At 69.2% G+C, this 24,966-nt stretch carries 24 protein-coding genes and 1 pseudogene; 6 read left to right on the top strand and 19 right to left on the bottom strand.

Annotated features, from left to right (window positions below):
* Nucleotides 1–37: 37 nt before the first annotated feature.
* The 4 genes from ACWFR4_RS33130 to tnpA form a co-directional block, all read right to left on the bottom strand.
* A complete protein-coding gene (locus tag ACWFR4_RS33130; protein ID WP_453655810.1) occupies nucleotides 38–931 on the bottom strand; it encodes a serine hydrolase in 894 nt (297 codons plus the stop codon).
* Nucleotides 932–1,005: 74 nt separating this feature from the next.
* Nucleotides 1,006–2,262, bottom strand: a complete 1,257-nt coding sequence (locus tag ACWFR4_RS33135; protein ID WP_453468916.1) for an MFS transporter — start codon at nucleotides 2,260–2,262, stop codon at nucleotides 1,006–1,008.
* 140 nt (nucleotides 2,263–2,402) lie between these two features.
* Entirely contained in the window at nucleotides 2,403–4,058 is a 1,656-nt protein-coding gene (locus ACWFR4_RS33140) for a PucR family transcriptional regulator (RefSeq protein WP_453655811.1), read from the bottom strand.
* A gap of 244 nt (nucleotides 4,059–4,302) precedes the next feature.
* Nucleotides 4,303–4,671 (bottom strand): IS200/IS605 family transposase, encoded by a 369-nt coding sequence (gene tnpA / locus ACWFR4_RS33145; protein WP_453468918.1) that lies wholly within the window; start codon nucleotides 4,669–4,671, stop codon nucleotides 4,303–4,305.
* A gap of 72 nt (nucleotides 4,672–4,743) precedes the next feature.
* Here tnpA and ACWFR4_RS33150 point away from each other — a divergent pair, with 72 nt between their 5' ends.
* Complete coding sequence (locus tag ACWFR4_RS33150; RefSeq protein WP_453655864.1) at nucleotides 4,744–5,964, top strand: RNA-guided endonuclease InsQ/TnpB family protein; 1,221 nt, start codon at nucleotides 4,744–4,746, stop codon at nucleotides 5,962–5,964.
* Nucleotides 5,965–6,020: 56 nt separating this feature from the next.
* Here ACWFR4_RS33150 and menC read toward each other — a convergent pair whose 3' ends face one another.
* From menC to ACWFR4_RS33185, 7 genes and pseudogenes are all read right to left on the bottom strand, one after another.
* Nucleotides 6,021–7,127 (bottom strand): o-succinylbenzoate synthase, encoded by a 1,107-nt coding sequence (gene menC, locus ACWFR4_RS33155; protein WP_453469778.1) that lies wholly within the window; start codon nucleotides 7,125–7,127, stop codon nucleotides 6,021–6,023.
* Nucleotides 7,124–8,020 (bottom strand): GNAT family N-acetyltransferase, encoded by an 897-nt coding sequence (locus ACWFR4_RS33160; protein ID WP_453655812.1) that lies wholly within the window; start codon nucleotides 8,018–8,020, stop codon nucleotides 7,124–7,126. The genes menC and ACWFR4_RS33160 overlap by 4 nt, the downstream gene beginning before the upstream one ends.
* A gap of 85 nt (nucleotides 8,021–8,105) precedes the next feature.
* On the bottom strand, nucleotides 8,106–9,218 hold the full coding sequence (locus tag ACWFR4_RS33165; RefSeq protein WP_453655813.1) for a M20 family metallopeptidase: 1,113 nt from the start codon (nucleotides 9,216–9,218) through the stop codon (nucleotides 8,106–8,108).
* A complete protein-coding gene (locus ACWFR4_RS33170) occupies nucleotides 9,215–10,690 on the bottom strand; it encodes an amidohydrolase family protein (RefSeq protein ID WP_453655814.1) in 1,476 nt (491 codons plus the stop codon). The genes ACWFR4_RS33165 and ACWFR4_RS33170 overlap by 4 nt, the downstream gene beginning before the upstream one ends.
* A 259-nt stretch (nucleotides 10,691–10,949) precedes the next feature.
* Nucleotides 10,950–11,165 (bottom strand): annotated as a pseudogene (locus tag ACWFR4_RS33175) (ATP-binding cassette domain-containing protein); the annotation flags it as partial.
* Between the two features lie 53 nt (nucleotides 11,166–11,218).
* Entirely contained in the window at nucleotides 11,219–11,548 is a 330-nt protein-coding gene (locus ACWFR4_RS33180) for a branched-chain amino acid transporter permease (protein WP_116501327.1), read from the bottom strand.
* Nucleotides 11,541–12,185, bottom strand: a complete 645-nt coding sequence (locus ACWFR4_RS33185; protein WP_453655815.1) for an AzlC family ABC transporter permease — start codon at nucleotides 12,183–12,185, stop codon at nucleotides 11,541–11,543. The genes ACWFR4_RS33180 and ACWFR4_RS33185 overlap by 8 nt, the downstream gene beginning before the upstream one ends.
* A gap of 218 nt (nucleotides 12,186–12,403) precedes the next feature.
* Here ACWFR4_RS33185 and ACWFR4_RS33190 point away from each other — a divergent pair, with 218 nt between their 5' ends.
* On the top strand, nucleotides 12,404–12,850 hold the full coding sequence (locus ACWFR4_RS33190; RefSeq protein ID WP_453655816.1) for an Lrp/AsnC family transcriptional regulator: 447 nt from the start codon (nucleotides 12,404–12,406) through the stop codon (nucleotides 12,848–12,850).
* A 7-nt stretch (nucleotides 12,851–12,857) separates the two neighbouring features.
* Here the strand turns inward: ACWFR4_RS33190 and ACWFR4_RS33195 are convergent, their stop codons facing one another.
* Nucleotides 12,858–13,349, bottom strand: coding sequence for a GNAT family N-acetyltransferase (locus ACWFR4_RS33195; RefSeq protein WP_453655817.1), 492 nt, complete (start codon nucleotides 13,347–13,349; stop codon nucleotides 12,858–12,860).
* Between the two features lie 59 nt (nucleotides 13,350–13,408).
* Between ACWFR4_RS33195 and ACWFR4_RS33200 the strand changes: the two genes are divergently transcribed.
* Entirely contained in the window at nucleotides 13,409–13,987 is a 579-nt protein-coding gene (locus ACWFR4_RS33200; protein WP_453655818.1) for a TetR/AcrR family transcriptional regulator, read from the top strand.
* Nucleotides 13,988–14,160: 173 nt separating this feature from the next.
* Here the strand turns inward: ACWFR4_RS33200 and ACWFR4_RS33205 are convergent, their stop codons facing one another.
* A complete protein-coding gene (locus tag ACWFR4_RS33205) occupies nucleotides 14,161–15,363 on the bottom strand; it encodes an erythromycin esterase family protein (RefSeq protein WP_453655819.1) in 1,203 nt (400 codons plus the stop codon).
* 68 nt (nucleotides 15,364–15,431) lie between these two features.
* Here ACWFR4_RS33205 and ACWFR4_RS33210 point away from each other — a divergent pair, with 68 nt between their 5' ends.
* Nucleotides 15,432–16,163: a TioE family transcriptional regulator gene (locus tag ACWFR4_RS33210; protein WP_453655820.1), complete on the top strand. Its 732-nt coding sequence runs from the start codon at nucleotides 15,432–15,434 to the stop codon at nucleotides 16,161–16,163.
* 95 nt (nucleotides 16,164–16,258) lie between these two features.
* Here the strand turns inward: ACWFR4_RS33210 and ACWFR4_RS33215 are convergent, their stop codons facing one another.
* The 5 genes from ACWFR4_RS33215 to hutU all read right to left on the bottom strand — a co-directional run bounded on the left by ACWFR4_RS33215 (nucleotide 16,259) and on the right by hutU (nucleotide 21,430).
* Nucleotides 16,259–17,101 carry a hypothetical protein gene (locus ACWFR4_RS33215; protein ID WP_453655821.1) on the bottom strand — a complete coding sequence of 281 codons (843 nt, stop codon included), beginning with the start codon at nucleotides 17,099–17,101 and terminating at the stop codon, nucleotides 16,259–16,261.
* Nucleotides 17,102–17,192: 91 nt separating this feature from the next.
* Complete coding sequence (locus tag ACWFR4_RS33220; RefSeq protein WP_453655822.1) at nucleotides 17,193–17,375, bottom strand: hypothetical protein; 183 nt, start codon at nucleotides 17,373–17,375, stop codon at nucleotides 17,193–17,195.
* Between the two features lie 325 nt (nucleotides 17,376–17,700).
* On the bottom strand, nucleotides 17,701–18,582 hold the full coding sequence (locus ACWFR4_RS33225; RefSeq protein WP_453469841.1) for an alpha/beta fold hydrolase: 882 nt from the start codon (nucleotides 18,580–18,582) through the stop codon (nucleotides 17,701–17,703).
* 185 nt (nucleotides 18,583–18,767) lie between these two features.
* On the bottom strand, nucleotides 18,768–19,754 hold the full coding sequence (hutG, locus tag ACWFR4_RS33230; protein WP_453469620.1) for a formimidoylglutamase: 987 nt from the start codon (nucleotides 19,752–19,754) through the stop codon (nucleotides 18,768–18,770).
* Nucleotides 19,751–21,430, bottom strand: a complete 1,680-nt coding sequence (gene hutU, locus ACWFR4_RS33235) for a urocanate hydratase (protein ID WP_453655823.1) — start codon at nucleotides 21,428–21,430, stop codon at nucleotides 19,751–19,753. Before hutU ends, hutG begins: the two co-directional genes overlap by 4 nt.
* Nucleotides 21,431–21,663: 233 nt before the next feature.
* Here hutU and hutC point away from each other — a divergent pair, with 233 nt between their 5' ends.
* Complete coding sequence (gene hutC / locus ACWFR4_RS33240; protein ID WP_453469685.1) at nucleotides 21,664–22,413, top strand: histidine utilization repressor; 750 nt, start codon at nucleotides 21,664–21,666, stop codon at nucleotides 22,411–22,413.
* A gap of 12 nt (nucleotides 22,414–22,425) precedes the next feature.
* On the opposite strand, the gene ACWFR4_RS33245 is transcribed toward hutC, so the two are convergent.
* Nucleotides 22,426–23,256 (bottom strand): IclR family transcriptional regulator, encoded by an 831-nt coding sequence (locus tag ACWFR4_RS33245; protein ID WP_453655824.1) that lies wholly within the window; start codon nucleotides 23,254–23,256, stop codon nucleotides 22,426–22,428.
* 144 nt (nucleotides 23,257–23,400) lie between these two features.
* On the opposite strand from ACWFR4_RS33245, the gene ACWFR4_RS33250 reads away from it, so the two are divergent.
* Nucleotides 23,401–24,882, top strand: a complete 1,482-nt coding sequence (locus tag ACWFR4_RS33250) for an amino acid permease (protein ID WP_453655825.1) — start codon at nucleotides 23,401–23,403, stop codon at nucleotides 24,880–24,882.
* The last annotated feature ends 84 nt before the right edge of the window (nucleotides 24,883–24,966 follow it).

The raw sequence follows: 24,966 nt of genomic DNA on the forward strand, positions 1-24,966 counted from the left end.
CATCGCGGCCGACGAAACACCCGGCCGCCGGTATGGGTTACCGCCTGAGCCAGTCCACCGCCCGGGCGGCGGCGAACCCGATGAATGCGTCACGCTCGGGAACTCTCGAACGGGCGTCGACGGCCCTGGTGAAGACGCCGACCGCGTACCGGCCACCGTCCGGGTACTCCACCACGCCGATCTCGTTGCGCAGCGAGGGCAGCGTTCCGGTCTTGCCGCTGATCCTGACGTCGTCGTCCGCGAAGCCGGAACGCAGCCGGTGCGGCCACACCTGCAGTTCCAGCCAGCGCCGCACGTCGGCGCACGCCGCCGCGGGCGCTGCTTCGTCACGCCAGATCAGGCCCAGCAGGCGGGTGCTTTCCGCGGCGGTGGTCCGGCAGGTCTCTTCGGGTGTCAACGCCCGCAACTTGGCGAGTTGTTCGGCCGGCAACGCGGCCAGGATCCGTTCGTCGTCCTGGTAGTCGATCCCCAGGTCCTCCCCGATCGTGCGCAACAGCTCCCCGCAGTCGTGGGGGACAGCCGTGTACGGGAGGTCGAGCCGCCGCAGTGACTCGGCGACCGCGGCCTTGCCCACCTTCTTGAGGATCAGGTCCGTGGCGACGTTGTCGCTGATGCCGATCATCAGAACGGCCAGGTCGTACCAGGACATCGTGACCTCGTGTCGAAACGTCGCGAGGCCGTACGGGCCGGCGGTCGGATGTCCCGGTGCCACCGTGATCCGCTCGGCGAGGTCGAGTTCACCCTCGGCCGCCTGCCGGGCAAGTTCCACTGCTACGGGAACCTTGAACACGGACGCGGTGACCACCGCCTCCTCGCCGTCGATGCCCACCTGTCGTGGGCTGTCCAGATCGGCCGCGTGCAGCCATACCTGGACACCGACTTCCGCCGCCCGGCCGGTGATCGTCTCGACCAGCTCCGCTTCGGTGACCATGGGGTGATCCCTTCTGTCTGTCGGGTGTGGAATCTCTGTCCGGACTGGATCCTTTTGCTGGGCGCACCGGCCGACTACTTGGTGCCGGTCGACGGGAAGTTGAACTGTTCGGCTCGCTGCGGTACCCAGAACGCGATCACCGCGGTGAGCAGCGTGGTGCAGATCAGGAAGCCGAACGCCGCGGTGTAGGAGAATGCGTCCGCCAGCCAGCCCATCGCCAGCGGCGCGATTACGCCGGCGACCTGGCCGCCGAAGTTGTTAATCCCGGAAGCGAGGCCGGCCACCGCCGTGGGAAGCACCCGCAGCGGAAGGCCGAAGACGCACATCGTCGCCATCCCGAACACTCCGACGGCCAACGTCTCGTAGAGAGTGAATGTCGCCGCGCTGCCCGCCGACACCATCAGGACGAGCAGGACCGCGGTCACCGTCGCGATGGACACCAGGTACCACCTGGCCTTGTCATGGAAGTACCGGTCGAACAGCCAGCCGCCGAAGATGGTCGTCGCGAAGCCCACCAGACTCGGGATCGCCGACAGCACGCCGGTCTCGTTCAGCGACAGGTGTCTGGCCTCGAGCAGATAGCTGGGCACCCAGGTGACGAGGCCGTAGCTGAGCATGTTCATCGCGCAGAACAGCACCGCGAACTTCCACACCGCCGGGGATTTGAGTACTTGTGCGCGCGAGACTTCGGGCGTCGTCACCGTCGTTTGCGGGAGCCGGCTGAGCCGGTCCGGCAATGCCTTGGGCAGGAGCGCCCACAGACCGATGCCGATGGCCGCGCCGCAACCCGCCATCCACAGGAAGGTGTGCCGCCAGCCGATGCCCGTCAGCAGCGGGGCGACGAGCAGGGGTGCAAGGCCGGCGATCCCACTGGCGGACAGCATCACGCTGGTGGCGGTCCCCCGTCTCTCCGGTGTCGTTCGTTCCGCGATGGCTTTGAACGACGCTGCCGGGAAGGCGCCCTGACAGGCACCGAACAGGCCACGGAACAGCAGGAGCAGACCGAAGGTGCCGGCCATCCCGGTCAGAGCGGTGAACAGCGACCAGAGCACGAGCGTGATCAGCATCGGTTTGCGGGAGCCGTACCGATCGGCCAGGAAGCCCGCCGGTATCTGGCAGATCATGTAGACCAGCGCGAAGACGGTGACGAGCGAGCCCTGTGCCGTCTTGCCGAGATGGAACTCCTCTCCGATCGACGGCAGAGCCATGCTGATGGAGAAGCGGTCGATGTAGTCGATCGACCAGGCGCACAGCATGACCACCATCGTGATCGTGGCTGTCCGGTTGACCAGCTTCGGTGTCCAGGTGTCCTCGGTGACCACCGCCGTCATGGCTGCCTCCGTACCGGTGCGTCGGGGTTGATGGCCCATCCTGGACATCAGGTGACGCAGCGGGTTCGTGCAGTTCCACAAACCTTCAGGTGGTGTTCGGGCGGTGGGGACGAACGTCGTGTCGTTGCGATGTCCGGCTTCTACGCGCGGTGGTGGGCCGGGTGGAGCCGGAGTTGCAGCATCGCCGCGAACCGCTCGCCGGGGTCGTCGAGGTTGATCTCACCGACCTCCGCGACCCGTCGCAGCCGGTACCGGAAGGTGTTGGGGTGCACGTAGGCCGCAGCGGACGCGGCGGCCACGTCACCGAAGGCGTCCAGCCAGCACGAGAGTGTGTGGACGAGCTGCGACTGGTGGCGGGCGTCGTAGTCGAGCAGGCGGGCGACGGGCCCGGTCGCCACGTCCCCGCGCGCGGCGGCCAGATCGGCGAGGTCCAGCATCAGTGCGTCGACGTGGACCTCCTCCGCCGTGGCCACGCGCCGGGCGCCCCCGTGGGCGAGCAGCACTCTCAGTGCCCGGTCCGCGCCGTCACGCGAGCGGCTGAGCACGGAGCCGTCGAGAGCGGGCGGGCCGATGCCGATCGCCGCGTCCACGCGCTGCCCGGTGCGTTCGAGGAAGGTCGACGCGACGCGGATCGACCGTTCCTGGCAGTCCGCCTGGCTCCCCGGCATCGGCACGATGCCGTAGGCCACGTCGCCCACCAGTGCCACGGCCGAGCGCGCCTGGACCGCACTCAGGTGCATGGCCAGCGCGTCCGCGACCCGCTGGCGGTCCGCGACCCGGCGCAGACCGTCCTCCGTCGACGGATCGGCGTCCGAACCGCCGAACAGACCCAGGGCCAACACGATCGCGGGCTGTCCCACGAGCCCGAGCCTCGCAATCGCCTCCGGTGCCCCGGTGCCGCCCTCGAGCGCGGTGCTCACCAGCTCGGCCCGCAACCGGCGTTCGACATCGGCACCCGCACGCAGGCGCAACATGTGGAGCGCGACGAGCTTGCCGGCGTCGATCAGCGCCTGCGTACGCTCCTTGGACAAGGGCCCGGGCACCGCCGCCCAGATCGAGCCGAGGATCTCGTCGCCGGCCCGCACCGCGAGCGCCACCCGGGGAACGGTCATCGACTCGTCATGGAGCGGATCGACGTACACAGGCACATGGCCGCGATGAAGCCGCTCGAAAACGCCGTTGCGCGCCAGGCCGAGGGTGAACCGTTCCGGTACCTGACGGCCCAGGATCGTCTCCACACGGGACTGGTCGGCCTCGTCCTGGCGGCCGGAGAAGGCGAGCACCCGTGAGCTGCGGTCCTCGATGGTGACCGGCGCGTCCAGGAGCGCGGCCACCGCGTTGGCCAGCGCGAACAGGTCACCCGACGGCATGCCCCCCAGCGTCTGCGGCGAGATGTCGCCGATATCTCCCTCGACGAGCAGGGTGCGGAGCATGGCGGCGACCTGCGCCCAGGAGGCTCCACGGGTGAGTCCGAGCAGGGCGACGCCGGACTCGTCGGCGGCCCGTCGGATTTCCCCGGTCGAGGTGAACGGTGACCGGACGACGAGCGCCGCCGCGCCCTTGCGGCCGAGGTCGCACAGGAGGCGGACCACGTCGCCCGGTTCGTGGACGCCCACACCCAGGACGACGGCCTGCGCGGGGAACTGCGCCTCGTCGAGCGGGTCGTGGATGACCACGCCGCTCAGTTGCCGGCGCGTGCTCCCGCCGCCGGCAATCGACTCCAGCAACACGTCCCCGAGGTCGTCGAGAACGCGCGCCAGGCTTGTGTGTGGCTTGCCAGACGTCGGTGTCAGCACCGCCCAAGGGTAACTCCGGCCGCACCGGAACCTGTTGGTCCGATCCGACCGGATTTCACGGCGAATTCGTCGCGTGCTACCGGGATTCATTCGCAGTGCGTCGGGCTTCAGCCCGGTGGTGTAGCGAATCTGAAGCCCGCGACGCAGAGCGTCGCGGTGCCTCTCCCTGCGGAGCAGGGCGGTGCGGGCACTGGAACTGCCGGTGCGGAGCACCGTGGCACGTCCCGGCGGAGCCGGGTTCTGCTCATGTGGGGCGGTTCTGCTGCTCGATGTACTGCCGGACGATGCTCAGGGGTGCGCCGCCGACGGTGCCGGCGAAGTAGGAACCGGACCAGAGTTTATTGGCCCGCCAGTAGTGCCGGACGAGGTCGGGAAACTCTTGGCGCAGGCGCCTGGAAGAAACGCCCTTGAGGGAGTTGACCAGTTTGGTGACGGCGACCTTGGGCGGGAAGTTCACCAGGAGGTGCACGTGGTTGTCCTCGCCGTCGAACTCGACCAACTCGCACTCGAAGTCGCTGCACACCGCCCGCATGATCTCCTCCATACACCGCAGATGAACATCCGTGAACACGTTGTGCCGGAACTTGGTCACGAAAACCAAGTGGACATGCATCCTGAAAGCACATGCCGACCCGTCCTGATCTTCTGCATTTCGGCCATAACCCAAGTATGTAGGGTGACATTCATGCAGCTTCGGTACGCCTTCAGGTTGTACCCGGAGCCGGGTCAACGCATGGCGTTGGGCCGGGCGTTCGGGTGCGCGCGGGTCGTATTCAACGACGCGGTGCGCGCCCGGAAGGACGCCCACGCGGCGGGTCTGCCGTATCCGAAGGCCGCCGAGCTGTCCCAGACTCTGATCACCCGCGCCAAGCAGAGTCCCGGGCGTGCCTGGCTGGGCGGGGTGTCCTCGGTGGTGCTCCAGCAGTCCCTGCGCGATGTCGAGGCCGCCTATAAGGCGTTCTTCGCCTCCCTCAAGGGCGAGCGCAACGGCGCGAGGGTGGGTGCGCCGCGGTTCAAGTCACGCAAGGATTCGAGGCAGTCGGTCCGGTTCACGGCCAACGCCCGCTGGTCCATCACCCCGGGCGGCCGGCTGAATCTCCCCAAGATCGGTGAGGTGCGGGTGAAGTGGTCGCGCACCCTGCCCGTGGTGCCGTCCTCGGTCACCGTGATCAAAGACAGTGCGGGCCGGTACTTCGCGAGCTTTGTCATCGACACCGACCCGGCCGCCGACACCGGCCGGATGCCCGCCACCGAGGCCATCGGCATCGACCTGGGCCTGACCCACTTCGCGGTGCTGTCCGACGGCACGAAAATCGACTCCCCGCGGTTTCTGCGCCGGGCGGAGAAGAAACTCAAGAAGGCCGGGCGGGAGCTGTCCCGCAAACAGAAGGGCTCGAAGAACCGGGCCAGGGCCCGGCTCAAGGTTGCCCGCGCGCATGCGCAGGTCGCCGATGCGCGCAAGGAGTTCCACCATCAGCTCTCCACCCGGTTGATCCGCGAGAATCAAGCGATCGCCGTGGAAGACCTGTCGGTCAAGGGCCTCGCGCGCACCAAACTGGCCAAGTCCGTCCATGACGCGGGCTGGACACAGTTCGTGAACATGCTGAAGTACAAGGCAGCCCGGTACGGGCGGACCTTTATCAAGATCAACCGGTTCGAGCCCACCAGCCAGGTGTGCTCCACCTGCGGACACCGCGACGGGCCCAAACCCCTGCACATACGCGAGTGGACATGCCCCGCCTGCGGCACCGTCCATGACCGGGATGTCAACGCCGCCAAGAATGTGAAACAGGCCGCCGGACTGGCGGCATCGGCCTGCGGAGCGAAGGTAAGACCAGAACCCGTTCTGGCCCAACGCGAAGAAACAGGAAGCCACGGAATCCCAGCAGGAAGCCGTGCCGCATAGCGGCACAGCAACCCGTAGGACGGCCAGAATCCCCGGGCTTCAGCCCGAGGAGCATGTCAAGAACCGAGCCACACTGTCGAGGTGGTGACCTCCGCCAGCAGGTCGGGAATCGGCGTGACACCGAGGCCCGGCCCCCGGGGCACCGGCAGGTGTCCGTCCTTCAGGACGAACGGTTCGGTGATGTCGGTCCGGTAGAACCGGTCCGACGCCGACGTGTCTCCGGGCAGGGTGAACCCGGGCAGCGAGGCGAGCGCGACATTGGCCGCCCGCCCGAGCCCGGTCTCGATCATGCCACCGCACCACACAGGGATCCCATGGGCGGCGCAGACGTCGTGCACCCGCCGTGCCTCGAGGTATCCGCCGACCCGGCCGGGCTTGATGTTCACGATGCGACAGGCGCCGAGCGTGATCGCGTCGGCAGCCGAACGGGCGGACACGATCGACTCGTCGAGGCAGACCGGCGTGCGGATGCGCCGCGCCAGCTCGGCGTGGCCCAGGAGGTCCTCCTCGTCCAGGGGCTGCTCGATGAGGAGGAGCTCGAAGGGGTCCAGACGGGCGAGCTGGGACACGTCGGACAGCGTGTACGCCGTGTTGGCGTCCACCTGCAACAGCACATCGTCACCGAAGCGCTCCCTCACCGCTCGCACCGGCTCGACGTCCCAACCGGGTTCGATCTTCAGCTTGATCCGCACGTAGCCTGCGTCGAGATAGCCGCCCACGACGTCCAGGAGTTGGGGGACGGAGTCCATGATGCCGACCGAGACCCCGCACGGAACGGAGTCCCGGGTGGACCCGAGCGCGGCGGCGAAGGACAGGTCGTGTGCTCGGAGTTCGGCGTCGAGCACGGCCATTTCGAGCGCGGCCTTCGCCATCCGGTGACCCTTGAACCTGGCCAAGCGGGGCGCGACTTGGCTCGCGGTGAACTCGCCCGCCTCCATCAGGGCCGGGACCAGGAAGTTCCGCAGCACGTGTTCGGCGCCGTCGACGTATTCCGAGGAGTAGAGCGGCCCTCCCATGGTGACGCACTCGCCCCAGCCCTCGCCGTTCGGCGTCACGACGCGTACGAGCAGCAGATCCCGTACGTTCTGCGTACCGAACGACGTCCGGAACGGTGCCACCAACGGCATCTGGACACGCAGAAGTTCCACACCACTGGGCTTCATGACGACTTCTCCCTTGAGACCACGTACCAGCCGGCACGATCGAATCCGATGACCCTGGCTTCCTCCGCCATCAGGCCTCCCAACACCTCCCGCAGCGCGACGCGCCACGCCTGGCCCTGACGCGGGTCCGTGCGCCGAAGTGTCTCGATGTCCGGCGGCACACCGACCAGCACGACCGGCCCGTCGGCCACTGCGGTCAGCGGGCCCCCGTCAAGTGCTACGGACAGGGCAGCTGCCGCACCGCGCTCTCGCAGCGCGGCGGCGTCGACCCGGGCGGGCTCACCGAGCGATGCGGCGGAGGCCGCCGGGCCCGACAGGTCCCAACGGACCATCAGCCGGTCGGTGTCACCCGGGCCGTTGATGCCGTCGCGCATCGGCCCGTAGAAGTCGGGCAGGTAGCGCGCCGGATCGGCGCCGAGCTTGGCCAGGTTGAAATGCGCGTTCCGCCGCACCAGGGGATCGAACGTCCAGGTGATCAGCGAGACGTGCTGGCGCAACGCCCAGGCGCGCTGGTGCAGTTTGAGGGAGAACCCGATCCCCCGGCCGAGGCCTCGCGGCGCGACCCCGGCGATGTGACTGTGCAGGCTCGGCGTGGCCGGGCTGCCGAAGAAGCCGAGGCAGGCTCCCAGAAGCTCGTCCCCTTCGTACGCCCCTGCGACGTAGTTCCCCGCCGCGGCCATCGCCCGCAGCAGCTCGGTCGTCACCGGTTGGGCACCGGCGCCCGGCTGCCAGATCGACGCGAAGAGCCGGCAGACCTCGGTCAGGTCGGACACCTCGGTCAGGTCCCGGATTTCCACACGCGAGGCGGCGGCCGCAGCGGTCGCGGCGGCCAGCGCGGCCGCGCTCACGGCCGGGGAAACCAGACCTGACTCATGTGTCGCAAGATCGGTCACGGGACTGTCCTTTCCGGGCTTACCGGGCGGGCCACCGTGGTGCCGCACCAGGGTTGTCCGCCGCGTTGGTCGTGGCGCACGGAGCTCATTTCGCCAACACGGCGTCGATCAGGGCGGTCAGCAGGGCGGTGCGCCGCGGCAGTTCGGCGACGACGACGTGTTCGTCGTCCGCGTGCGCACCGCCGCCCACTGCGCCGAGGCCGTCCAGGGTGGGGACCCCGAGGCCTGCGGTGAAGTTCCCGTCCGAGGCACCGCCGACAGCGGCGGCGGTGAGAATTCCGAGGCCGAGTTCGCCGGCGAGCGTTGCGGCGAGGTCGAACAGCCCCGAGGACGCGTCCTCCTGCAGCGGCGGGCGGTTGATGCCACCCGAGATCCGGATCCGCGAGCCGTCGAGTACGGGCCGGAGGTCCCGCACGGCCTGATCGACCCGCCGCTGCTCCGCCTCGTCCCACACACGCACGTCGACCGCCACGCCTGCATGGGCGGGAACGGTGTTGGTGGTGGTGCCGGCGGACAGTGCCGTCGGCACGACGGTCGTACCCCGTTCGGCATCGGCAAGTGCGGCGACGGCGAGGATCTGGTGCGCCACCTCCACCCCGGCGTTCACACCCTTTTCCGGTTCGAGCCCGGCGTGCGCGGCCCGGCCGTCCACGTCGATCCGGTACAGGGAGACGCCCTTGCGGCGGCACTTGAGCGCTCCGCCGTCGGCCGATGCCTCCAGCACGAAGACCGCGTCGCAACCGCGAGCCTCTTCCTCGATCAGGCGCCGCGACGACGGGGAGCCGATCTCCTCGTCACCGGTGACGAGGACCGAAAGACCCGACCGGTTCCCGGCGGCCGCGGCGGCATGCAGCGCCATGACGACGCCCGCCTTCATGTCGAAGCAGCCCGGCCCGCGCAGCACTCCGTCCAGGACGGAATACGGGTGCGTCTCCAGCGATCCGGTGGGCCACACCGTGTCGTGGTGTCCGAGCAGCAGCACACGCGGCGCCTCGCCGAACCGCCACCTCAGATGCGTACACCCGTCGATCACCACGCGATCCGGTTCCGCGTCCAGCAGCCTGCGCCCCAGCGCCGCCACGACGTCTGCGCTGCGGGCGACGGCTTCGTGGTCGGACGACGGCGACTCGCACCGCACCAGGGTCTCGATGTCGGCGAGGAGCGCCTCCACCGTCACTTCGGCGCGCGTCGCCGTCATCGCGCCTCACCTCGCAGCGGCTGTCCGGCAAGCGCGTCGACCTGAAGCTCCCCCGCGCTGACCACCGGGACACCACCGACGAACAAGTGCCGCACGCCCACGGACGGCCGCGTGGAGTCGAAGTAGGTCGCGCAGTCGGTGATCGCCACGGGGTCGAGTACGACGATGTCGGCGTCCGCACCGACGCCGAGGTGTCCCTTCGCCCGAGCGCCCGGCGCCACGTCGTCGAGGACTCGCGCCGGCAGGTGGGCACAGCGCCGGAACGCTTCCGGCCAGTCCCAGGCGCCACTCTCCCGCACCATCACGCGCAGCGTCTTGGTGAACGTTCCCGCGGTGCGCGGGTGCGTCGTTCCCCCGGGCGGCAGCGGCCACTCGGTGCTGTCGTTGCTGCCGTCGGGCCAGTAGACCGGCATCGCGTCACTGGCGACGATCGCGTCCGGGAAGGCCAACGCCTGGTGCAACATCGCGAGTTCGCGCGGGTTTCCCTCGTCGAGGAACTCCAGAATGCAGGGCGCCCCGGGGTCACTGTTGCGCAACTGCCGCAGGCGCCCCGCGTCGGCGATGCGTTCCCCCGATTCGAGCATCACGACGCTCGACGGGGACAGGCCCTTCATCCGCAGCCGTTCGGCGTCGAGGAAGGCCGCACCGATCGCGGTGCTGCCCGCCCCGTACGGGTAGGCCTCGACCGTCACCCGGGACCCCGACCGCCGTGAACCGTCCAACGCGCGGAGTACCCGGTCGATGTGGTGGCCCGACGTGCTGTTGACGTGGCAGTGGTGCATCGCGGCGCCGGTCTCGGCCGCGGCGATGACGATCTCCTCGGAGCCGTCTGCCGGAGTGCCGGGATCCACCTCGACCAGCTCACGGACGTGGGTGTACGTCGGCACACCGGCCTTCGCGGCAAGCCGGGCGACGGCGAGGAACTCGGCCGGCTCGCTGTGGGGCGCGTACCCGAGGAGGACTCCGATGCCGAGCGCTCCGGCGGCCAGTTCACCCTCGATCAGGGCCAGCCACTCGGCGAGTTCACGATCGGTGGAGGAGCGCTGCCACTCGTGGTTTCCCAGCATCGCGAGGCCGCTCCCGATCTGTGCGTCGGGCTGGATACCGGCGAGCACCTGGGCTCTGGCGCCACCCCACGAGGCGGAGAAGCCGTAGTGCAGCGGGCGTCCGTCGGCGGCTGCCTCGGCGTACGCACGCCCGATGGGCATGAGGCCCGATTCCAGGTCGAGGGCCGTCGTCACACCGTCCATGGCCTGCAGCCGCTGCCCCGCGATGGAGTGCACGTGGCTGTGCAGGTCGACGAACCCCGGACCGACGACCAACCCCGTGACGTCGACGACCTCACATCCCGGCGGCACGTCGAGCCCTGCGGCGACAGCTCTGACCACGCCGTCGGACACGAGGACGTCGGCGATGCCGTCGAACCCTGTTCCCGGATCAATGACACGGCCGCCACGCAAAAGCGTCTGCATGCTTTCGTCTCCTCGTCGAGGATGCACCGGAGCACCTGCTGGTCTCCAGTGCGACCCTAGGAGGGGGATCAGGCACCGCTGTTGGTCCATGCCGACGAATCCGTGACGGCCTGTTCATGCGCGCCGACGAACCCGGCCCGGAGCACCGTGGCGGCCCCGGGCCGAACGTGAGTGGCTACTGGCGTCCGGCCGCCGCTTCCGTGGGGTGGCTGCGGAGCAGCGCACGCGTGGGCAGACCGGTGGCAGCGAGGCCGAGGAGAACGGGTGTCCAGCGCGCCGGTTGGCTCGTCCGCGAACACCACCTCGGGCCGGGTGATCAGGGCGCGGGCGACTGCCACGCGCTGCTGCTGACCGCCCGAGAGCCGGCCGGGCCGACGGCTGCCGGGTCGGCGAGGCCGACCTCGGTCAGCAGTTCCTGGGCCCGCTTGCGGTCCTGGCGCACACCCGCCAGCCGCTGCGGCAGCAGTACGCGCTGCAGGATGTGTTTTTGCCGGACCCGGGCAGGCCCATCACCGCGGTGAAGCTCCGTCAATGCGCGAAGACGGTGCTCGCGAGGATCACGTGGACCGCGGTGCCGCCGAGGATGCTCAGCAGGGCGTTGCGTCGCCATAGGTGCAGGCCGACGGTGACCGCCAGGGCTGCGAGTGGGGCGATGGCGCGTGACTGGGTCACGGGAAGGTCGCGCAGGCAGTAGGCGAGCAGGATGACCATGACGCCGGCCGGCATGCGGGTGCTGAGGTACTGGACGGTGGCGCTGGCGCGCATGGGGGCCAGGGCTGCGAAGGGCAGGGCGCGCAGGGCCCAGGTGATGGCGGTGGAGACGGCGACAGCGGCGAGCAGGTAGGGGGTGTCAGGCATGGCTGGTCCTCGTGCGGGCGCTGAGATGCCGGGCCAGGAGGCCGACCGTGAACAAGGCGAACGCGACCGGCAGCATCTCGGCGGGGAAGAGAAGGCGGGCGGCAAGTGCGCTGAGCAGAGCCAGGACGGGAGTCGGCAGGTCATCGTGCCGGCCGCGGATCGCGTCGAGGGCCAGGACGGTGAACAGGGCGGTCAGAGCGAAGTCCAGGCCGGTGACGCTGTCAGGGATGAGTGAGCCGAGCAGTCCGCCTGCGGTGGCGCCGCCGACCCAGTACAGATGCATGAAGAGTTGGAGCCACAGGATGCGTCGGCCTGACCAGGATCGGGCGTGTGCGCCGGTCGTCAGGGCGTATGCCTCGTCAGTCAGGGCGAAGGTGCTGTAGGCCTTCGCGAAGCGCCCGTTCACACGGTGCAACGGGAAGGACAGCGTGTAGAAGACGTGGCGGATGTTGACCAGGAAGGCCGTCAGGGCGATGGTCCCCAGCGGTGCGACCGCGGCGACCAGGCCGACGAGCACGAATTCGAACGATCCGGCGTAGATGAGCGCCGTGAACGCGCTCGCCCACCACCACGCCAAGCCGGACTGGGTGACGACGACCCCGAAGGCGACGCCGAGCGGCACCAGCCCCAGGCCCACGGAGGCGGAATCCTTGAACGCAGCCGGCACCGCCACTTTCCGAGACGGAACCGGCAGCGATGGAGGGGACGGGGGTGCAACAGAGGCCGGGGTTACGGTGGCAGGCCGAAAGGCGTCGTCGACAGCGGACGGAGGTATTCCCATGCGGAAATATTAGGACAGAAATGACCTAATATGGTTGCCGATAATGGCTCAGGGATCTGGCAAAGGGCAATCAAATGCATGTCGATCGTATCGACCGTGAAATTTTGTTTCATCTGAGTCAGGACGGCCGACTCACCAACGTCGAACTCGCCAAACGAGTCGGCCTGACCCCACCCCCGTGCCTGCGCCGGGTCAAGCGACTGGAGGAGGCCGGCGTCATCAGCGGATACCGGGCCGTCATCGACCCCGTGGCACTCGGCCGCGGGCTGGAAGTCCTCGTCGACGTGGAGGTCAGCGCCACCGACCGCAAGACGTTCGAGGAGTTCGAGGAGACCGTCTCGTCCTACGAGGAAGTCATCGAGATCCGGCGCATGTTCGGCCGCCCCGACTACTTCATCCGCGTCGCCGTCGCCGACCACGCCGCCTACGAAGCCTTCCTCACCGGCAAGCTCAGCGGCCTGCCTTGCGTTCTCCGGCTCGAATCCCACCTCACCATGAAAAACGTCAAGACCAACCCCTGACGCCCTCCTACAGATTGCGCTGCCAGGTCTGGCCGACCAGGTCCTGGCCGAAACTGTGATGGGACTCTTCGGCGACGAGTTCGAAGCCGTGCTTCTGGTAGATGCGCCGGGCCGACCCGAGCACGTCGTTGGTCCACAGGGTGATCGCCTCGTATCCGGCTTCCCGCGCGAACTCCAGGCACTCCTCGACCAGGCGGGCTCCCAGCCCCAGGCCGCGCGCGTTCGGGTCGACGAGCAGCAGGCGCAGCTTCGCCGTCCGGTCGTCGTGGCGGACGCAGAAGACGCAGCCGGCCCGCACCCCGTCGACCTCGGCGATCCAGGCCGCCTGTGGACCGGGTGCCTTCCCCTCGGCGAAGTCGGCGACGATCCGGCTGACCAGCGCCTCGAAGCCGGTGTCCCAGCCGAACTCCCGGTCGTAGAACTCTCCGTGTGCCATCACCACCCAGCCCAGGTCGCCGGATCGGCCCAGCGGCCGGACAGCCACTTCACGCTCTGCCATGTCGACCCCGACTCCCGCGTCTTCGCTCACTGAAACAACTGTTTCAGTAGACTAACGCGGTGAGCCGATCCGAACCAACCCCCTCCCCGCGCCGGCAGGAACTGCTGGAAGCGGCGTACGCCTATGCCCTGCGCAGCGGCCTGGGCGAGCTGTCCCTGCGTCCGCTGGCCGAAGAAATCCACTCCAGCCCGCGCGTACTGCTCTACCTGTTCGGCAGCAAGGACGGCCTGATCCGCGCCCTGCTCGCGCGGGCCAGAGCCGACGAACTCGCACACATCCAGCAGGTCGCCGAGTCTCGGGACGGGGCCGTGGGGCTCCAGCCAATCGCCCGGGAGCTGTGGCGATGGCTTTCCGACGAGGCCCACCGAGGGCTCCTGACACTGTGGGTCGAGAGCTACGCCCGTTCCCTCATCGAACCCGACGGGCCGTGGGCGGGGTTCGCCCGCGACACGGTCAGCGACTGGCTGGCGCTGCTCGCCTCCGGCCAACCTCCCGCGCTACGTGACACCGAGGCCGCTCGCACCCAGCGCACCCTCGTACTCGCAGTCCTGCGGGGCGCGATGCTGGACCTGCTCGCCACGGGCGAGACCACGCGCACCACCGCGGCGGTCCGCCATCAGTTGGCCGCACTGGGGTGACACGGGCCCGTCTCGGTCACGCGGTGCCGCGGTGGTCTTGCCTTCAGGGCTACGTGCTCCGGTCACCTCACCCGCCGTGCAGCCAGGTCGAGTTCGAGCCGGCCGTTCATGTCGAGTTCGAACCGGCCGAACCGGCTGTTGGCGCCGCCGCCTCGATCGGGTAATTGCTGACGCTAGCTCTGCGGGACGTCCTTGACGTACACGATCCCGTCATATCCGGCCAGGTGGGCCGGGTCGAGTGGGGCGTAGCCGTAGTAGGGGGACACGCGGGGGGCCGGCTGCGTACCGCCGAGGGCGGCGGCCAGGCGGTGGGCGTCGACGACGAAGCGGTCCTCCGGAAGCGCGTACAGGAGACCTTCGACGGTGTCCGGGGGCGGGGTGTCCACCCCCTTGTGCCGGATCGCGCCGAGGGCCGTGGCCAGGAAGGCGTACCCCTCGCCCAGACGAGAGCTCACGAGCGCACCGGCGCTCCACCACTCCACCAGCCGGCCGCCCATCCGCATCGAGCTCTTGTCCCGCTGAAGGTGACCATTGTGGGCGTGGATCAGTGCCGGGTCCCGTTCGGCGAGGGCGAGGAGGTTGGCTGCCATCATCGAATCCCGCAGGCCGACGAGCCGCGTCATGCGGCTCGGGGAGGTGTCGGCCATCCAGAAGTGGTAGCGCAGGAGGCCGGTTGCGGTACGCCCGTACAGGCGCGCCCGGTCCCAGTCGTCCCTCGATGTCGCCGTGATGATGAACGGCGTCTCCTCGTCGAGCAGCGCCACCAGATCGTCGGCGAGCAGCCGCAGCTCCCTCGCCTCGGCAGATTGCCCCACGGACTCGGCCGGGTCCGTCATCGCCGCGGGATTGGTCCACCGGCCGTCGGCGCCGAGCAGGCGGTCGAGTGTTTCCGTCGTACAGGGAAGCAGGTCGGCGTCCACCCGGGCCGAAAGGCAGCCGTGCAGTGCGGTGAGGGCCTGCCGGGGGCTCGCGGCGCCGGTGATCTCCAGCGGGCCGTCGAAACCGGCGAAGCGGAGCCGCTCGGGCGCGGGCCGGCCGTCGTTGTGGGCGCGCATCCAGCGTACGAGCTCGCGGTTGGCCGCAGACGCGCCCCAGCCGTGGCTGAATCCGTGCTCCATGACTTCGTCGAGGGTGCCCGTGCCCGTGGTGACGTAGTCGTCCACGACCAGGCCCATCATGCAGTCGCTCTCGATCGCGATCGTCCGGTAGCCCTCCTGCTCGACGAGTTGCCGGAAGAGCTCGTTGCGCAGGTCGAGCAGAGCTTCCTCACCGTGGGTGGGTTCCCCCAGAGCGAGCAGCCGCGGCCGGGCCGGGAGCAGCCCCATGACGGTGGTCGCCTCAACGGGGCGGGCGGTGTCCTTGATGTCAGTAGCCATGCCTTAAACGCTATCGTTGAACTTTCGATTGAAACTTTTTCGCGATATCGGCAGGATTTGGCGGGCTCATGGGATCAAACCTTCAAAGCCATGTGCGGCTCAGGCCGGTCGATCTGGCGCGCGAGCACGGTCTGTCCACACAGGCGATCAGGAACTACGAGGAGGCCGGCATCCTTCCGGCTGCCCGTCGCACACCCCACGGCTACCGCACCTATACGCCGCTGCACGCGGGAGCCCTGCGCTCGTTCCTCGCCCTGCTGCCCGGACACGGCCACCGGACGGCGACGTCGATCATGCGGGCGGTGAATCAGGGCACGGCCGAGGAGGCGTTCCGCCTCATCGACGAGAGTCACGCCCAGCTCCTCGACGACCGCCGGACCCTCCGGGCCGTGGAGAGCGCACTTGGCGACCTGGAGCCCACCACGGCGCCCGAGCCCGGTGCGGGGTCCGAGCCCGGCGGCACGTTCATCGGGCCGCTGGCCGGGAAGCTGGGAATCCGGCCCGCGACACTGCGCAAATGGGAGGCCGCCGGGCTGGTGCGCCCGCGCCGCGACCCGCGAACCGGATACCGCGTCTACGACGACGCCGACATACGGGACGCCCGGCTCACCCATCAACTCAGGCGGGGCGGCTACCTGCTGGAGCAGATCGCCCCGCTGATCGCCCAGGTGCGGGCGGCCGGCGGCCTTGAGCCGCTGGAGGCCGCACTGAGCGACTGGCACGGCCGGCTGTCCGCCCGCGGGCGGGCAATGCTGACCGGAGCCGCAGAGCTGGAGGCATACCTCCGCGAGCGCGGTTGAGACTTCGGTAGGCATCCGCAGAGAAGCAAGGACCAGCGGCGGTCCTTCGCGGCTGACCCGTCCACCGGTGGCTCAGGACGGCTTCCCGCCCTCTGTCATCCGCCGGAATTCCTGCGGCCGCGTCGGCGTAGGTGCCACACTGCGCCGACCGCGACGGAGGCAATGAACAGGACGATGCCCACGACCGGCCAGTTACTGTCGGCGATCCGCGCGCCCGTCAAGAGAGTGGCCGCGACCAGGACGACCGGCAGCAGCAGGGAGAGGAGGGTGCGGGCGGCGCCGGCGATCAGGGAAGGGTCGAGGTGCGACCGCCGCCGTGAGACCGGCGCGGAATCGGTGAAGTAGAAAGCTGTGGCCCGGTCTGTCAATCGAGTGGTGGCCTGGTGGTACGACATCGCCATGTAGGGCAGCCAGATCAACGGGGCGACGAACCCCACCACGAACACCAACCCCAGCAGAACCCATCGACCTGCCTGCACCAGCCGGTGTGACCAGCCGGTGTGCTCGGACGTAGTGAGCAGTCCCAGCACGCGAGCCATGCGCAGGGTCAGGTACCACAGCACAGCGGGACGCCGTAACGCGGATCGCTCGCCGGCTGCCTGTTTCCGATGGCAGGCCGCGAGGGCGTCCCGGGCCTGGTCGACGTTCTCGTGCACGCCCTGGAGGACGAGGAGTTCGGCGGCGCGGTCGTCGACCGTGGGATCGCCGCCTTTCAGAGCGGCCAGCTCCAGGACCGTACGGGCCTGGCGGAGCAGCGCAGCACAGAACGCGACCGGCACGAAGATTAGGAACGGGCCGCCGACGAAGGCGCCCTCGGACACCGTGGCACGCCACCCCCTGGCGATCACCAGTGCGCGGAGCCCCGTCGCATCCATATCCGGGTGGTCCTTCTTGATACGGGCGACCGAGCGGGCGGCGGTCGGGCCGAACCGCCGCACCGCAAAGCCGGCCAGGGTCTCGGGAAGGCACTGCGGATCGTGGAGTGTCGACCTGAGGAGCCACCGTGCGGGCGACAGCGCCGGCGCGGTGTCAGGGGGGACTGATCGCGAGTCTGGCACGGGGTGGCTTCGGTTTCATCGCGTCCTGCGGCCAGGTGACGACCGCCGCGTATCGAACCTTGATCAGTTCTTGCTTCTGCGACTGGAGCAGCGTGGCCTCGACTGCTTCGGCACTGCAGGACGCGTCGAACTTCGAAACGGTCAGCGTGGCCACGCTCGTCCTCCAGCGATCAGCCGGTCCTGGGGCAGTGCACATCAGTAAACGCCGAAGGCCCAAAAGGTGCATCTTGGGTGTGTTTCGAGAAAGAGCACTGTGACGGCGACCCCCGCCAGGACCCCACAGCCCAGGAGGCTCGCGTATAGCGCGGTTTCACCAGCGTGGCCTTCGTCATCGCACGCTCCCTCGTGACACCGAGACCCCCTAGTGGACTGACGGCCACGGTGTTCCACGTGTGACACGCCTTCGGCGGGATCGCTTCTACAGACGTGCCCTGTCCAGCACACCCACACGGCACGTCGGCCTGCCCCGACAGTGGCACTCAGGCAGTGTGCGCCTCCACCGCGTCGATGATCTCGGGCCAGAGTTCGCGCGGGCGGTCGTGGCCCATGTCGGGGATCAGCAAGAGCTTCGCTCCGGGTACGAGTTCCGCGGTGCGTTCGCCTCCGCTCGGGGTGATCAGCGTGTCGTCCAAGCCGTGGATCACCAGAGTTGGCACCCCTAGGGTCCGGAGCACCTCCGCACGCGAGCCGTCGAGGATCATCGCTCCGAGTTGGCGCCCGACTCCCGCCGGGTAGTAGGCCCGGTCGTAACTGTCGGCAGCCAGCTCGCGAAGGAGTGCGGCGTCTCCGTATCGCCTGGACGCCCACACCAGTTCGCGATCCGCCGCTGTGATGTATCCCTCGCGGTCCGCCGGCTTCGGGCTCAGGAGTACCGCTTGGGCCTCGGGATCGGACCGGCCGTATTCGGGTTCGCCGGTCGAGGACATCATCGACGTCAGGGTCAGGACCCGGGTGGGCTGGGTGATGGCCATCTTCTGGGCGATCATTCCGCCCATCGAGGTCCCGACCACGTGAGCGCCTTCGATGCCGAGCGCGGTGAGCAGGTCGAGGCCGTCGGCTGCCATGTCCGTCAACGTGTACGGGATCATGGCGAGGGCGGAGGCAATGTCTCCCGCGCTCACAGCCGCGATGAACCGGGCCATGTCGACGGGGTGGTCGTCGAATTTGGTGGACAGCCCGCAGTCGCGGTTGTCGTAGCGGATCACGTAGCGGCCACGGTCGGCCAGTGCACGGCAGAAGTCCTCGTGCCAGGCGATCATCTGGGCGCCGAACCCCATCACCAGCAGGACGGGCGGGTCGGCAGGATCACCGAACGTCTCGTACGCGAGAGACATTCCGGGCGAGACTTCGACAAGTGGCATGCCGGGATCTTCCCAGCATCGCGTGTCGCCGCGCATGTGGAATATGGGCCGCCGGATATTGGTGGTGCCGATGCCTTCCACACCGCACACCGACCTGTCGCGCCCAGCACTCCTGGCCCGTGGCCGAGGGTTCGCAATGCTCCCCCGGCCACGGGCCCTGCCCGTGCGGTCGGTGATGTGTGTGGTCAGACCTTCGTGGTCCTCGCCTGGTGTGTCGTCAGGATGCGGTGGATCAGGCGGGCGCCCGCTCGGGCGGTGCGGTGGTCGGTGTCGAGGTCCGGGTTGAGTTCCGCGACGTCGACCACGAGCGGCTTTCCGCTTGCCGCCACCTTGACGCAGACACGCTCGACGATCTCCATCTGCACGCCGTGGGCGGCCGGGGCGCTGACGCCGGGGGCCACTGCGGCCGGGAGCACATCGAGGTCGATGCTGAGGTGCAGCACGTCATGGCTGTCGATGAACTCGTCCGTGAAGGCGTCGACCGCCGGGAGGTTGAGCACACCGCACTCGGTGTCCGGCAGGTAGCGCACGCCGAGCCGGTCGGCGGTGCGGAACAAACGCGCGGTGTTGCTCGGCTGGCTGACGCCGAGCACCCGGTAGTTGAGCCGGTGCCCGCGCCGCTCCTCGCTCTGCGCCATCTGCAGGAACGGCGTTCCCGAGCTCGCACGCACGTCGTCACGGAGGTCGAAGTGCGCGTCGAGGTTGAGCACTCCGAGCCGCCCGCCGGCCTGGACGGCCCGCGTGGAGACGAGGCCCAGGTACGTGCCGTACGCCACTTCGTGGCCGCCGCCGAGGACCACGACGGGAACACCCCGGTCGACGAGTGGGCCGACGACCTGCCCGAGGCGGTGGTGGCCCAACTCCAGCTCTCCGTCGGTGACTTCGATGTCTCCGGCGTCGAGCGCGGTCAGCGGGGCGGGCAGAGCCATCGAGGCCAGGGCGGCGCGCAGTTCGCCCGGACCGTTCGCCGCGCCCTGGCGGCCCTTGTTGCGGCGTACGCCCTCGTCGCTGCGGAAGCCGACGAACGCGGCGTCCCACGGCCCCGCAGCGCCGGTGTCGGTACTGATCGCGTGGTGCCAGCGCAGATGCTCGTTCCCCGGGCCGTCGTCCCGGCCGTGCCAGCGTTCGGGGGCCGCGTCCACGGTGAGTTCGATCGTGGCGACAGCACTCACTGGGAGTCGTCCCCCTCGGTCATCGGGATGCGCACGCCGCGGTCCTGTGCCACGGAGGCGGCGTGCTCGTAGCCGGCGTCGACGTGGCGGATGACGCCCATGCCGGGGTCGTTGGTGAGCACACGCGACAGCTTCTGCGCGGCGAGTTCGGTGCCGTCGGCGATGCAGACCTGACCCGCGTGGATGGAGCGGCCCATGCCGACACCGCCGCCGTGGTGGATGGACACCCAGGAGGCGCCGGAGGAGGTGTTCACCAGGGCGTTGAGCAGCGGCCAGTCGGCGATGGCGTCGGAGCCGTCGAGCATCGACTCGGTCTCGCGGTACGGGGAGGCGACGGAGCCGGAGTCGAGGTGGTCGCGGCCGATGGCGAGCGGGGCGGACAGCTCGCCGCTCGCGACCATCTCGTTGAACTTGACGCCGGCGCGGTGGCGTTCGCCGTAGCCGAGCCAGCAGATACGGGCGGGCAGGCCCTCGAACTCGACGCGTTCGGCGGCCATCTTGAGCCAGCGGTGCAGGTGCTCGTTCTCAGGGAAGAGCTCCATGATCGCGCGGTCGGTGGCCTCGATGTCCTTGGGGTCGCCGGACAGGGCCGCCCACCGGAAGGGGCCGAGGCCCTCCTCGAACAGCGGGCGGATGTGGGCGGGGACGAAGCCGGGGAAGTCGAAGGCGCGCTGGTAGCCGGCCTTGCGGGCCTCGTCGCGGATCGAGTTTCCGTAGTCGAAGACCTCGGCTCCGGCGTCGAGGAAGCCGACCATGGCCTCGACGTGGCGGGCCATCGACTCGCGGGAGCGGCGGGTGAAGTCGGCGGGGTCCTTGCGGGCCTGCTCGTGCCACTCCTCGACGCTCACGCCGACGGGGAGGTAGGCCAGCGGGTCGTGCGCGGAGGTCTGGTCGGTCACGATGTCGATCGGCGCGCCCATGTCGAGGAGCCGCGGGAAGAGCTCGGCGGCGTTGCCGGTGAGGCCGATGGACAGCGGGCGGCGGGCTTCCTTGGCCTCGATGGCGAGGCTCAGCGCATGGTCGAGGTCGTCGGCGGCGACGTCGAGGTAGCGGTGGGCGATGCGGCGCTCGATGCGGGTGGGGTCGACGTCGACGCAGATCGCGACGCCGTCGTTCATGGTCACCGCGAGGGGCTGGGCGCCGCCCATGCCGCCGACGCCGGCGGTCAGGGTGATGGTGCCCGCGAGGGTGCCGTTGAACTTCTTGCGGGCGACGGCGCCGAAGGTCTCGTAGGTGCCCTGCAGGATGCCCTGGCTGCCGATGTAGATCCACGAGCCGGCGGTCATCTGCCCGTACATGGTCAGGCCGCGGGCCTCGAGGGAGCGGAACTCCTCCCAGTTGGCCCAGTCGCCGACCAGATTGGAGTTGGCGAGCAGGACCCGGGGCGCCCACTCGCTGGTGCGCATGACACCGACCGGCTTGCCGGACTGCACCAGCATCGTCTCGTCGTCCTTGAGTGTCTTCAGGGTGCGCACGATCGCGTCGAAGGACGCCCAGTCGCGTGCGGCCTTGCCGGTTCCGCCGTAGACGACCAGGTCTTCGGGGTGCTCGGCGACCTCGGGGTCGAGGTTGTTCATGAGCATGCGCAGGGCGCCCTCCTGCTGCCAGCCGAGGCAGTTGAGTTCACTGCCACGGGGGGCGCGGATGTGGCGGGACTCGGGGGAAACGCCGGTCATGTTCTCTCCTGGTCGATGGCGGTGCAGTTGCGTGTTCCATGACAGGCGGGGCGCCGGACGCGTTCCAGCGGCGGCCGACGAGATTCTCGGATCCGAGAACGTCGCTGGCTGCCGGTGATGTGGGGCGCCCAGGGGCGCGGGTTCCGTGCGGGCCGCCTCGCCTAGGATTGCCGTGGTGTTCGCGATGTGGCGCGACGGATCCATGGGGTACGAGGACGGTGGACGGCTTGGTCGTGGACGCTGCGGAGATCGCCCGGCTCTATGAGCGACAGACGCCCGGTTCCGCCCCGGCCTATCAGCGGATCAAGGACCTCGTGGCCGGGGAGATCGTGGGTGGGCGCTGGCGCGAAGGCGAGGCGCTTCCCTCGGAGAGCCAGTTCGTGGAGTCGCTGGGCCTGTCGCGTATGACGATCAACCGCGCCCTGCGCGAGCTGAGCGCCGACGGGCTGCTCCGGCGCGTCATGGGCGTGGGCACGTTCGTGGCGCGGCGCAAGAGCAGTTCCGCGCTGGCCGGGGTGCACAACATCGCCGACGAGGTCCGGGACCGCGGCCATGGCTACTCGGCCAGGGTGCTGTCCCTGCGCGAGGAGCTCCCCGACCCCGAGATCAGCGCACAGCTCGGCCTCGACGGGCGGCGCAGCGCGTTCCGCTCACGCGTCGTGCACCTGGAGGACGGTGCGGCGGTCCAGTTGGAGGACCGCTACGTCCACCCGGACTTCGCCCCCGGCTATCTGGACCAGGACTTCACCGCGGGTACGCCGTTCACGTTCCTGTCCGAGGTCGCCCCGCTGGGCAAGGGCGAGCACATCGTCGAGGCGGTCCTGCCGTCCGCCGAGGAGTGCGAGATCCTCGGCATCGGCCCGTCCGAGCCGTGTCTGCTCATCCAGCGCCGCACCTGGTCCGGGGATGCTGTCGTGAGCGTCGCGCGGCTGATCCATCCCGGGTCCCGGTACCGCCTGGTGGGGACGTTCGACGCCCACTGAGTCGGGCTGCCGTCAGCGTGCCCGCGTCGGGGCCGGTTGCGCGGTCGGGCGTCGACCGGACATCGCGGCCGTCAGCCGTGCCGCCCCCTGCTCCAGGACCTCGCGGACGTGGTCGGCGTCGTGCCGGCTGTAGTGCCGTTGCCAGGTGCTGCTGAGTGCGGCGACGGGCCGTTCGTTGTGGTCGAAGGCCGCGACGCCCAGCGACCGGAAGCCCTCGGAGACCAGCTCGACCTCCTCGGACCAGCCGCGTGCGCGGTCACGGGCCAGCAGGTCGAGGAGTTCTGACAGCGAGCGGGGTCCTTTGCCGGTACGCGTGATGAGATCCGCCTGCCGGGGGAAGAGAGCCCGCACCTGTGCCGGGGACACGTGGGCGAGAAGGGCGCGCCCGTTGGCCGTCAGGTGGGCGGGCAGCCGGACGCCGACGTCGGTGACGAGGGAGATGTCCACGTCGCCGGACCGGTTCGACGGGGGCCGTTCCTTGAGCAGGTAGACGGTCTCCGCGCCGTGGACGATGCCCAGGTGCACGGTCTGGCCCAGACGTGCCGAGGCGGTGCGCAGGATGGGGCGCGCGAGGCGCTCCAGCGGTTCGTGGCGCAGATAGGCCGAGCCGATCTCGAAGGACGCGACCCCAAGGCCGTACGCCTGCTCCTTGGGGAGGTAGGTGACGAAGCCGCGGTCCACCAGGACCGAGAGGACGTGGTAGGCGGACGATCTGGGGATGTCGAGTTCGCGGGCCAGGGCCGCGGCCTGGACGGGGCCCGAGCGTCCGGCGAGGTGCAGCAGGATGTCCAGCGCGCGGCCGACGGCAGGCGAGGCGCTGGACGCCGTTGTCCGTTCACCCATTGGTCCACCTCTTGACTCATCTGTATATACAGGAATATACAAGGGGCCTTCGTCATGCGGGAGTGCTGACGAACGCCGTCGACCGGCAAGTGATTCAGCCCCGCCACCTCACCCGGAACCCGGCGTTCCCAAGGAGGACCTGCTTTGTCCACCGACACCACGTCCCTGCAACGCGGGCTCAAGTCCCGGCACATACGCTTCATCGCCCTGGGTTCCGCGATCGGGACCGGTCTCTTCTACGGCTCCTCGGAGTCCATCAAGGCGGCGGGGCCCGCCGTCCTGCTGGCCTATCTGATCGGTGGCGCCGCGGTCTTCCTCGTCCTGCGCTCGCTGGGCGAGATGGCGGTGAGCCGCCCGTGCGCCGGATCCTTCGGCGAATACGCCACAAAGTACCTCGGACCGCTGCCGGGTTTCCTCACCGGCTGGACGTACGCCCTCGAAATGGTCTTCGTCTGTCTGGCGGACATCACGGCGCTCGGCGTCTACATGAGCTTCTGGTTCCCGGACGTGCCACGGTGGATCTGGCTCCTCGCGGCCGTCGGCATCATCGGCGCGATGAACCTGTTCAGCGTCAAGGTCTTCGGTGAACTGGAGTTCTGGCTCTCCTTCGCCAAGGTCGTCGCCATCATCGCGATGATCCTCGCCGGCCTTGCGATCATCGTCTTCGGCTTCGGCAGCAACGGCGACGCGGGCATCTCGAACCTGTGGAGCAACGGCGGGTTCATGCCCAACGGCATCCAGGGCCTGGTCCTGTCCTTCGCCGTGGTGATGTTCGCCTTCGGCGGCACGGAGATCATCGGCGTCACCGCCGGCGAGGCGCAGAACCCGGAGAAGACCATTCCGAGCGCCGTGAACTCCATCCCGATCCGCATCGTGCTCTTCTACGTGCTGACGCTCGCGGTCCTCATGTCGCTCAACCCGTGGGAGCACATCGGCGCAAAGGGCAGCCCGTTCGTCGAGATCTTCGCCGGCATCGGCGTCGCCTCCGCGGCCACCGTGCTGAACGTCGTGGTCATCATCGCGGCCCTGTCCGCGATCAACAGCAACATCTTCGCCGCCGGACGCATCATGTACGGCATGGCCGAGCGCAACCAGGCGCCGTCCGTCATGCGCCGCCTCTCCCGCAACGGCGTGCCCTGGATGACCGTCGTCATCATGATCGGCGCACTCCTCTTCGGTGTGCTCCTGAACTACCTCATGCCCGAGCGGGTGTTCCTCGTCATCGCCTCGATCGCGACCTTCGCCACGGTGTGGGTCTGGCTGATGATCCTCCTGTCCCAGGTCAGCGCGCGCCGCAAGATGTCCGCGCAGGAGGTCGCCGCACTGAAGTACCCGGCGCCGTTCTGGCCTTACGGCCAGATCATCACCATCGTCTTCATGGTCTGCGTGGTGGTGCTCCTCGCGTTCTCGGACAGCACCCGGATCGCGCTGGTCGTCGGCGGGGTGTGGCTGGCCCTGATGACATGCGTGTACTACCTCTGGCTGCGCCCCCGTGCCCGGCTGGCGGCAGCGGCCGACACCGCGCCACAGGTCTCGTACGAGAACGAGTCCGCCGAAGGCCAGGAGCCCTCGGACGACGACGAGGATGGCGTCAGGGCCGGCATGGAGCCCGTGCACCAGCGATAACGGCGACAGAAAGGGCCGGCGGAACCGCGAGAGCGACGGTTCCGCCGGCCCTTTTACGTGGGGCCGAGACCACCACCGCGCCCG

It is taken from the genome of Streptomyces sp. NPDC055140 (assembly GCF_053607285.1).

Excerpts from the sequence above, each read along its gene's own strand:
- ACWFR4_RS33135 (WP_453468916.1), bottom strand. The coding sequence starts at position 2,262 with ATGACGGCGGTGGTCACCGAGGACACCTGGACACCGAAGCTGGTCAAC.
- menC (WP_453469778.1), bottom strand. The coding sequence starts at position 7,127 with ATGAAGCCCAGTGGTGTGGAACTTCTGCGTGTCCAGATGCCGTTGGTG.
- ACWFR4_RS33170 (WP_453655814.1), bottom strand. The coding sequence starts at position 10,690 with ATGCAGACGCTTTTGCGTGGCGGCCGTGTCATTGATCCGGGAACAGGG.
- ACWFR4_RS33190 (WP_453655816.1), top strand. The coding sequence starts at position 12,404 with ATGCATGTCGATCGTATCGACCGTGAAATTTTGTTTCATCTGAGTCAG.
- ACWFR4_RS33225 (WP_453469841.1), bottom strand. The coding sequence starts at position 18,582 with ATGCCACTTGTCGAAGTCTCGCCCGGAATGTCTCTCGCGTACGAGACG.
- ACWFR4_RS33195 (WP_453655817.1), bottom strand. The coding sequence starts at position 13,349 with ATGGCAGAGCGTGAAGTGGCTGTCCGGCCGCTGGGCCGATCCGGCGAC.
- tnpA (WP_453468918.1), bottom strand. The coding sequence starts at position 4,671 with ATGCATGTCCACTTGGTTTTCGTGACCAAGTTCCGGCACAACGTGTTC.
- hutU (WP_453655823.1), bottom strand. The coding sequence starts at position 21,430 with ATGACCGGCGTTTCCCCCGAGTCCCGCCACATCCGCGCCCCCCGTGGC.
- ACWFR4_RS33210 (WP_453655820.1), top strand. The coding sequence starts at position 15,432 with ATGGGATCAAACCTTCAAAGCCATGTGCGGCTCAGGCCGGTCGATCTG.
- ACWFR4_RS33180 (WP_116501327.1), bottom strand. The coding sequence starts at position 11,548 with ATGCCTGACACCCCCTACCTGCTCGCCGCTGTCGCCGTCTCCACCGCC.
- ACWFR4_RS33165 (WP_453655813.1), bottom strand. The coding sequence starts at position 9,218 with ATGACGGCGACGCGCGCCGAAGTGACGGTGGAGGCGCTCCTCGCCGAC.
- ACWFR4_RS33205 (WP_453655819.1), bottom strand. The coding sequence starts at position 15,363 with ATGGCTACTGACATCAAGGACACCGCCCGCCCCGTTGAGGCGACCACC.
- ACWFR4_RS33130 (WP_453655810.1), bottom strand. The coding sequence starts at position 931 with ATGGTCACCGAAGCGGAGCTGGTCGAGACGATCACCGGCCGGGCGGCG.
- ACWFR4_RS33245 (WP_453655824.1), bottom strand. The coding sequence starts at position 23,256 with ATGGGTGAACGGACAACGGCGTCCAGCGCCTCGCCTGCCGTCGGCCGC.
- ACWFR4_RS33150 (WP_453655864.1), top strand. The coding sequence starts at position 4,744 with ATGCAGCTTCGGTACGCCTTCAGGTTGTACCCGGAGCCGGGTCAACGC.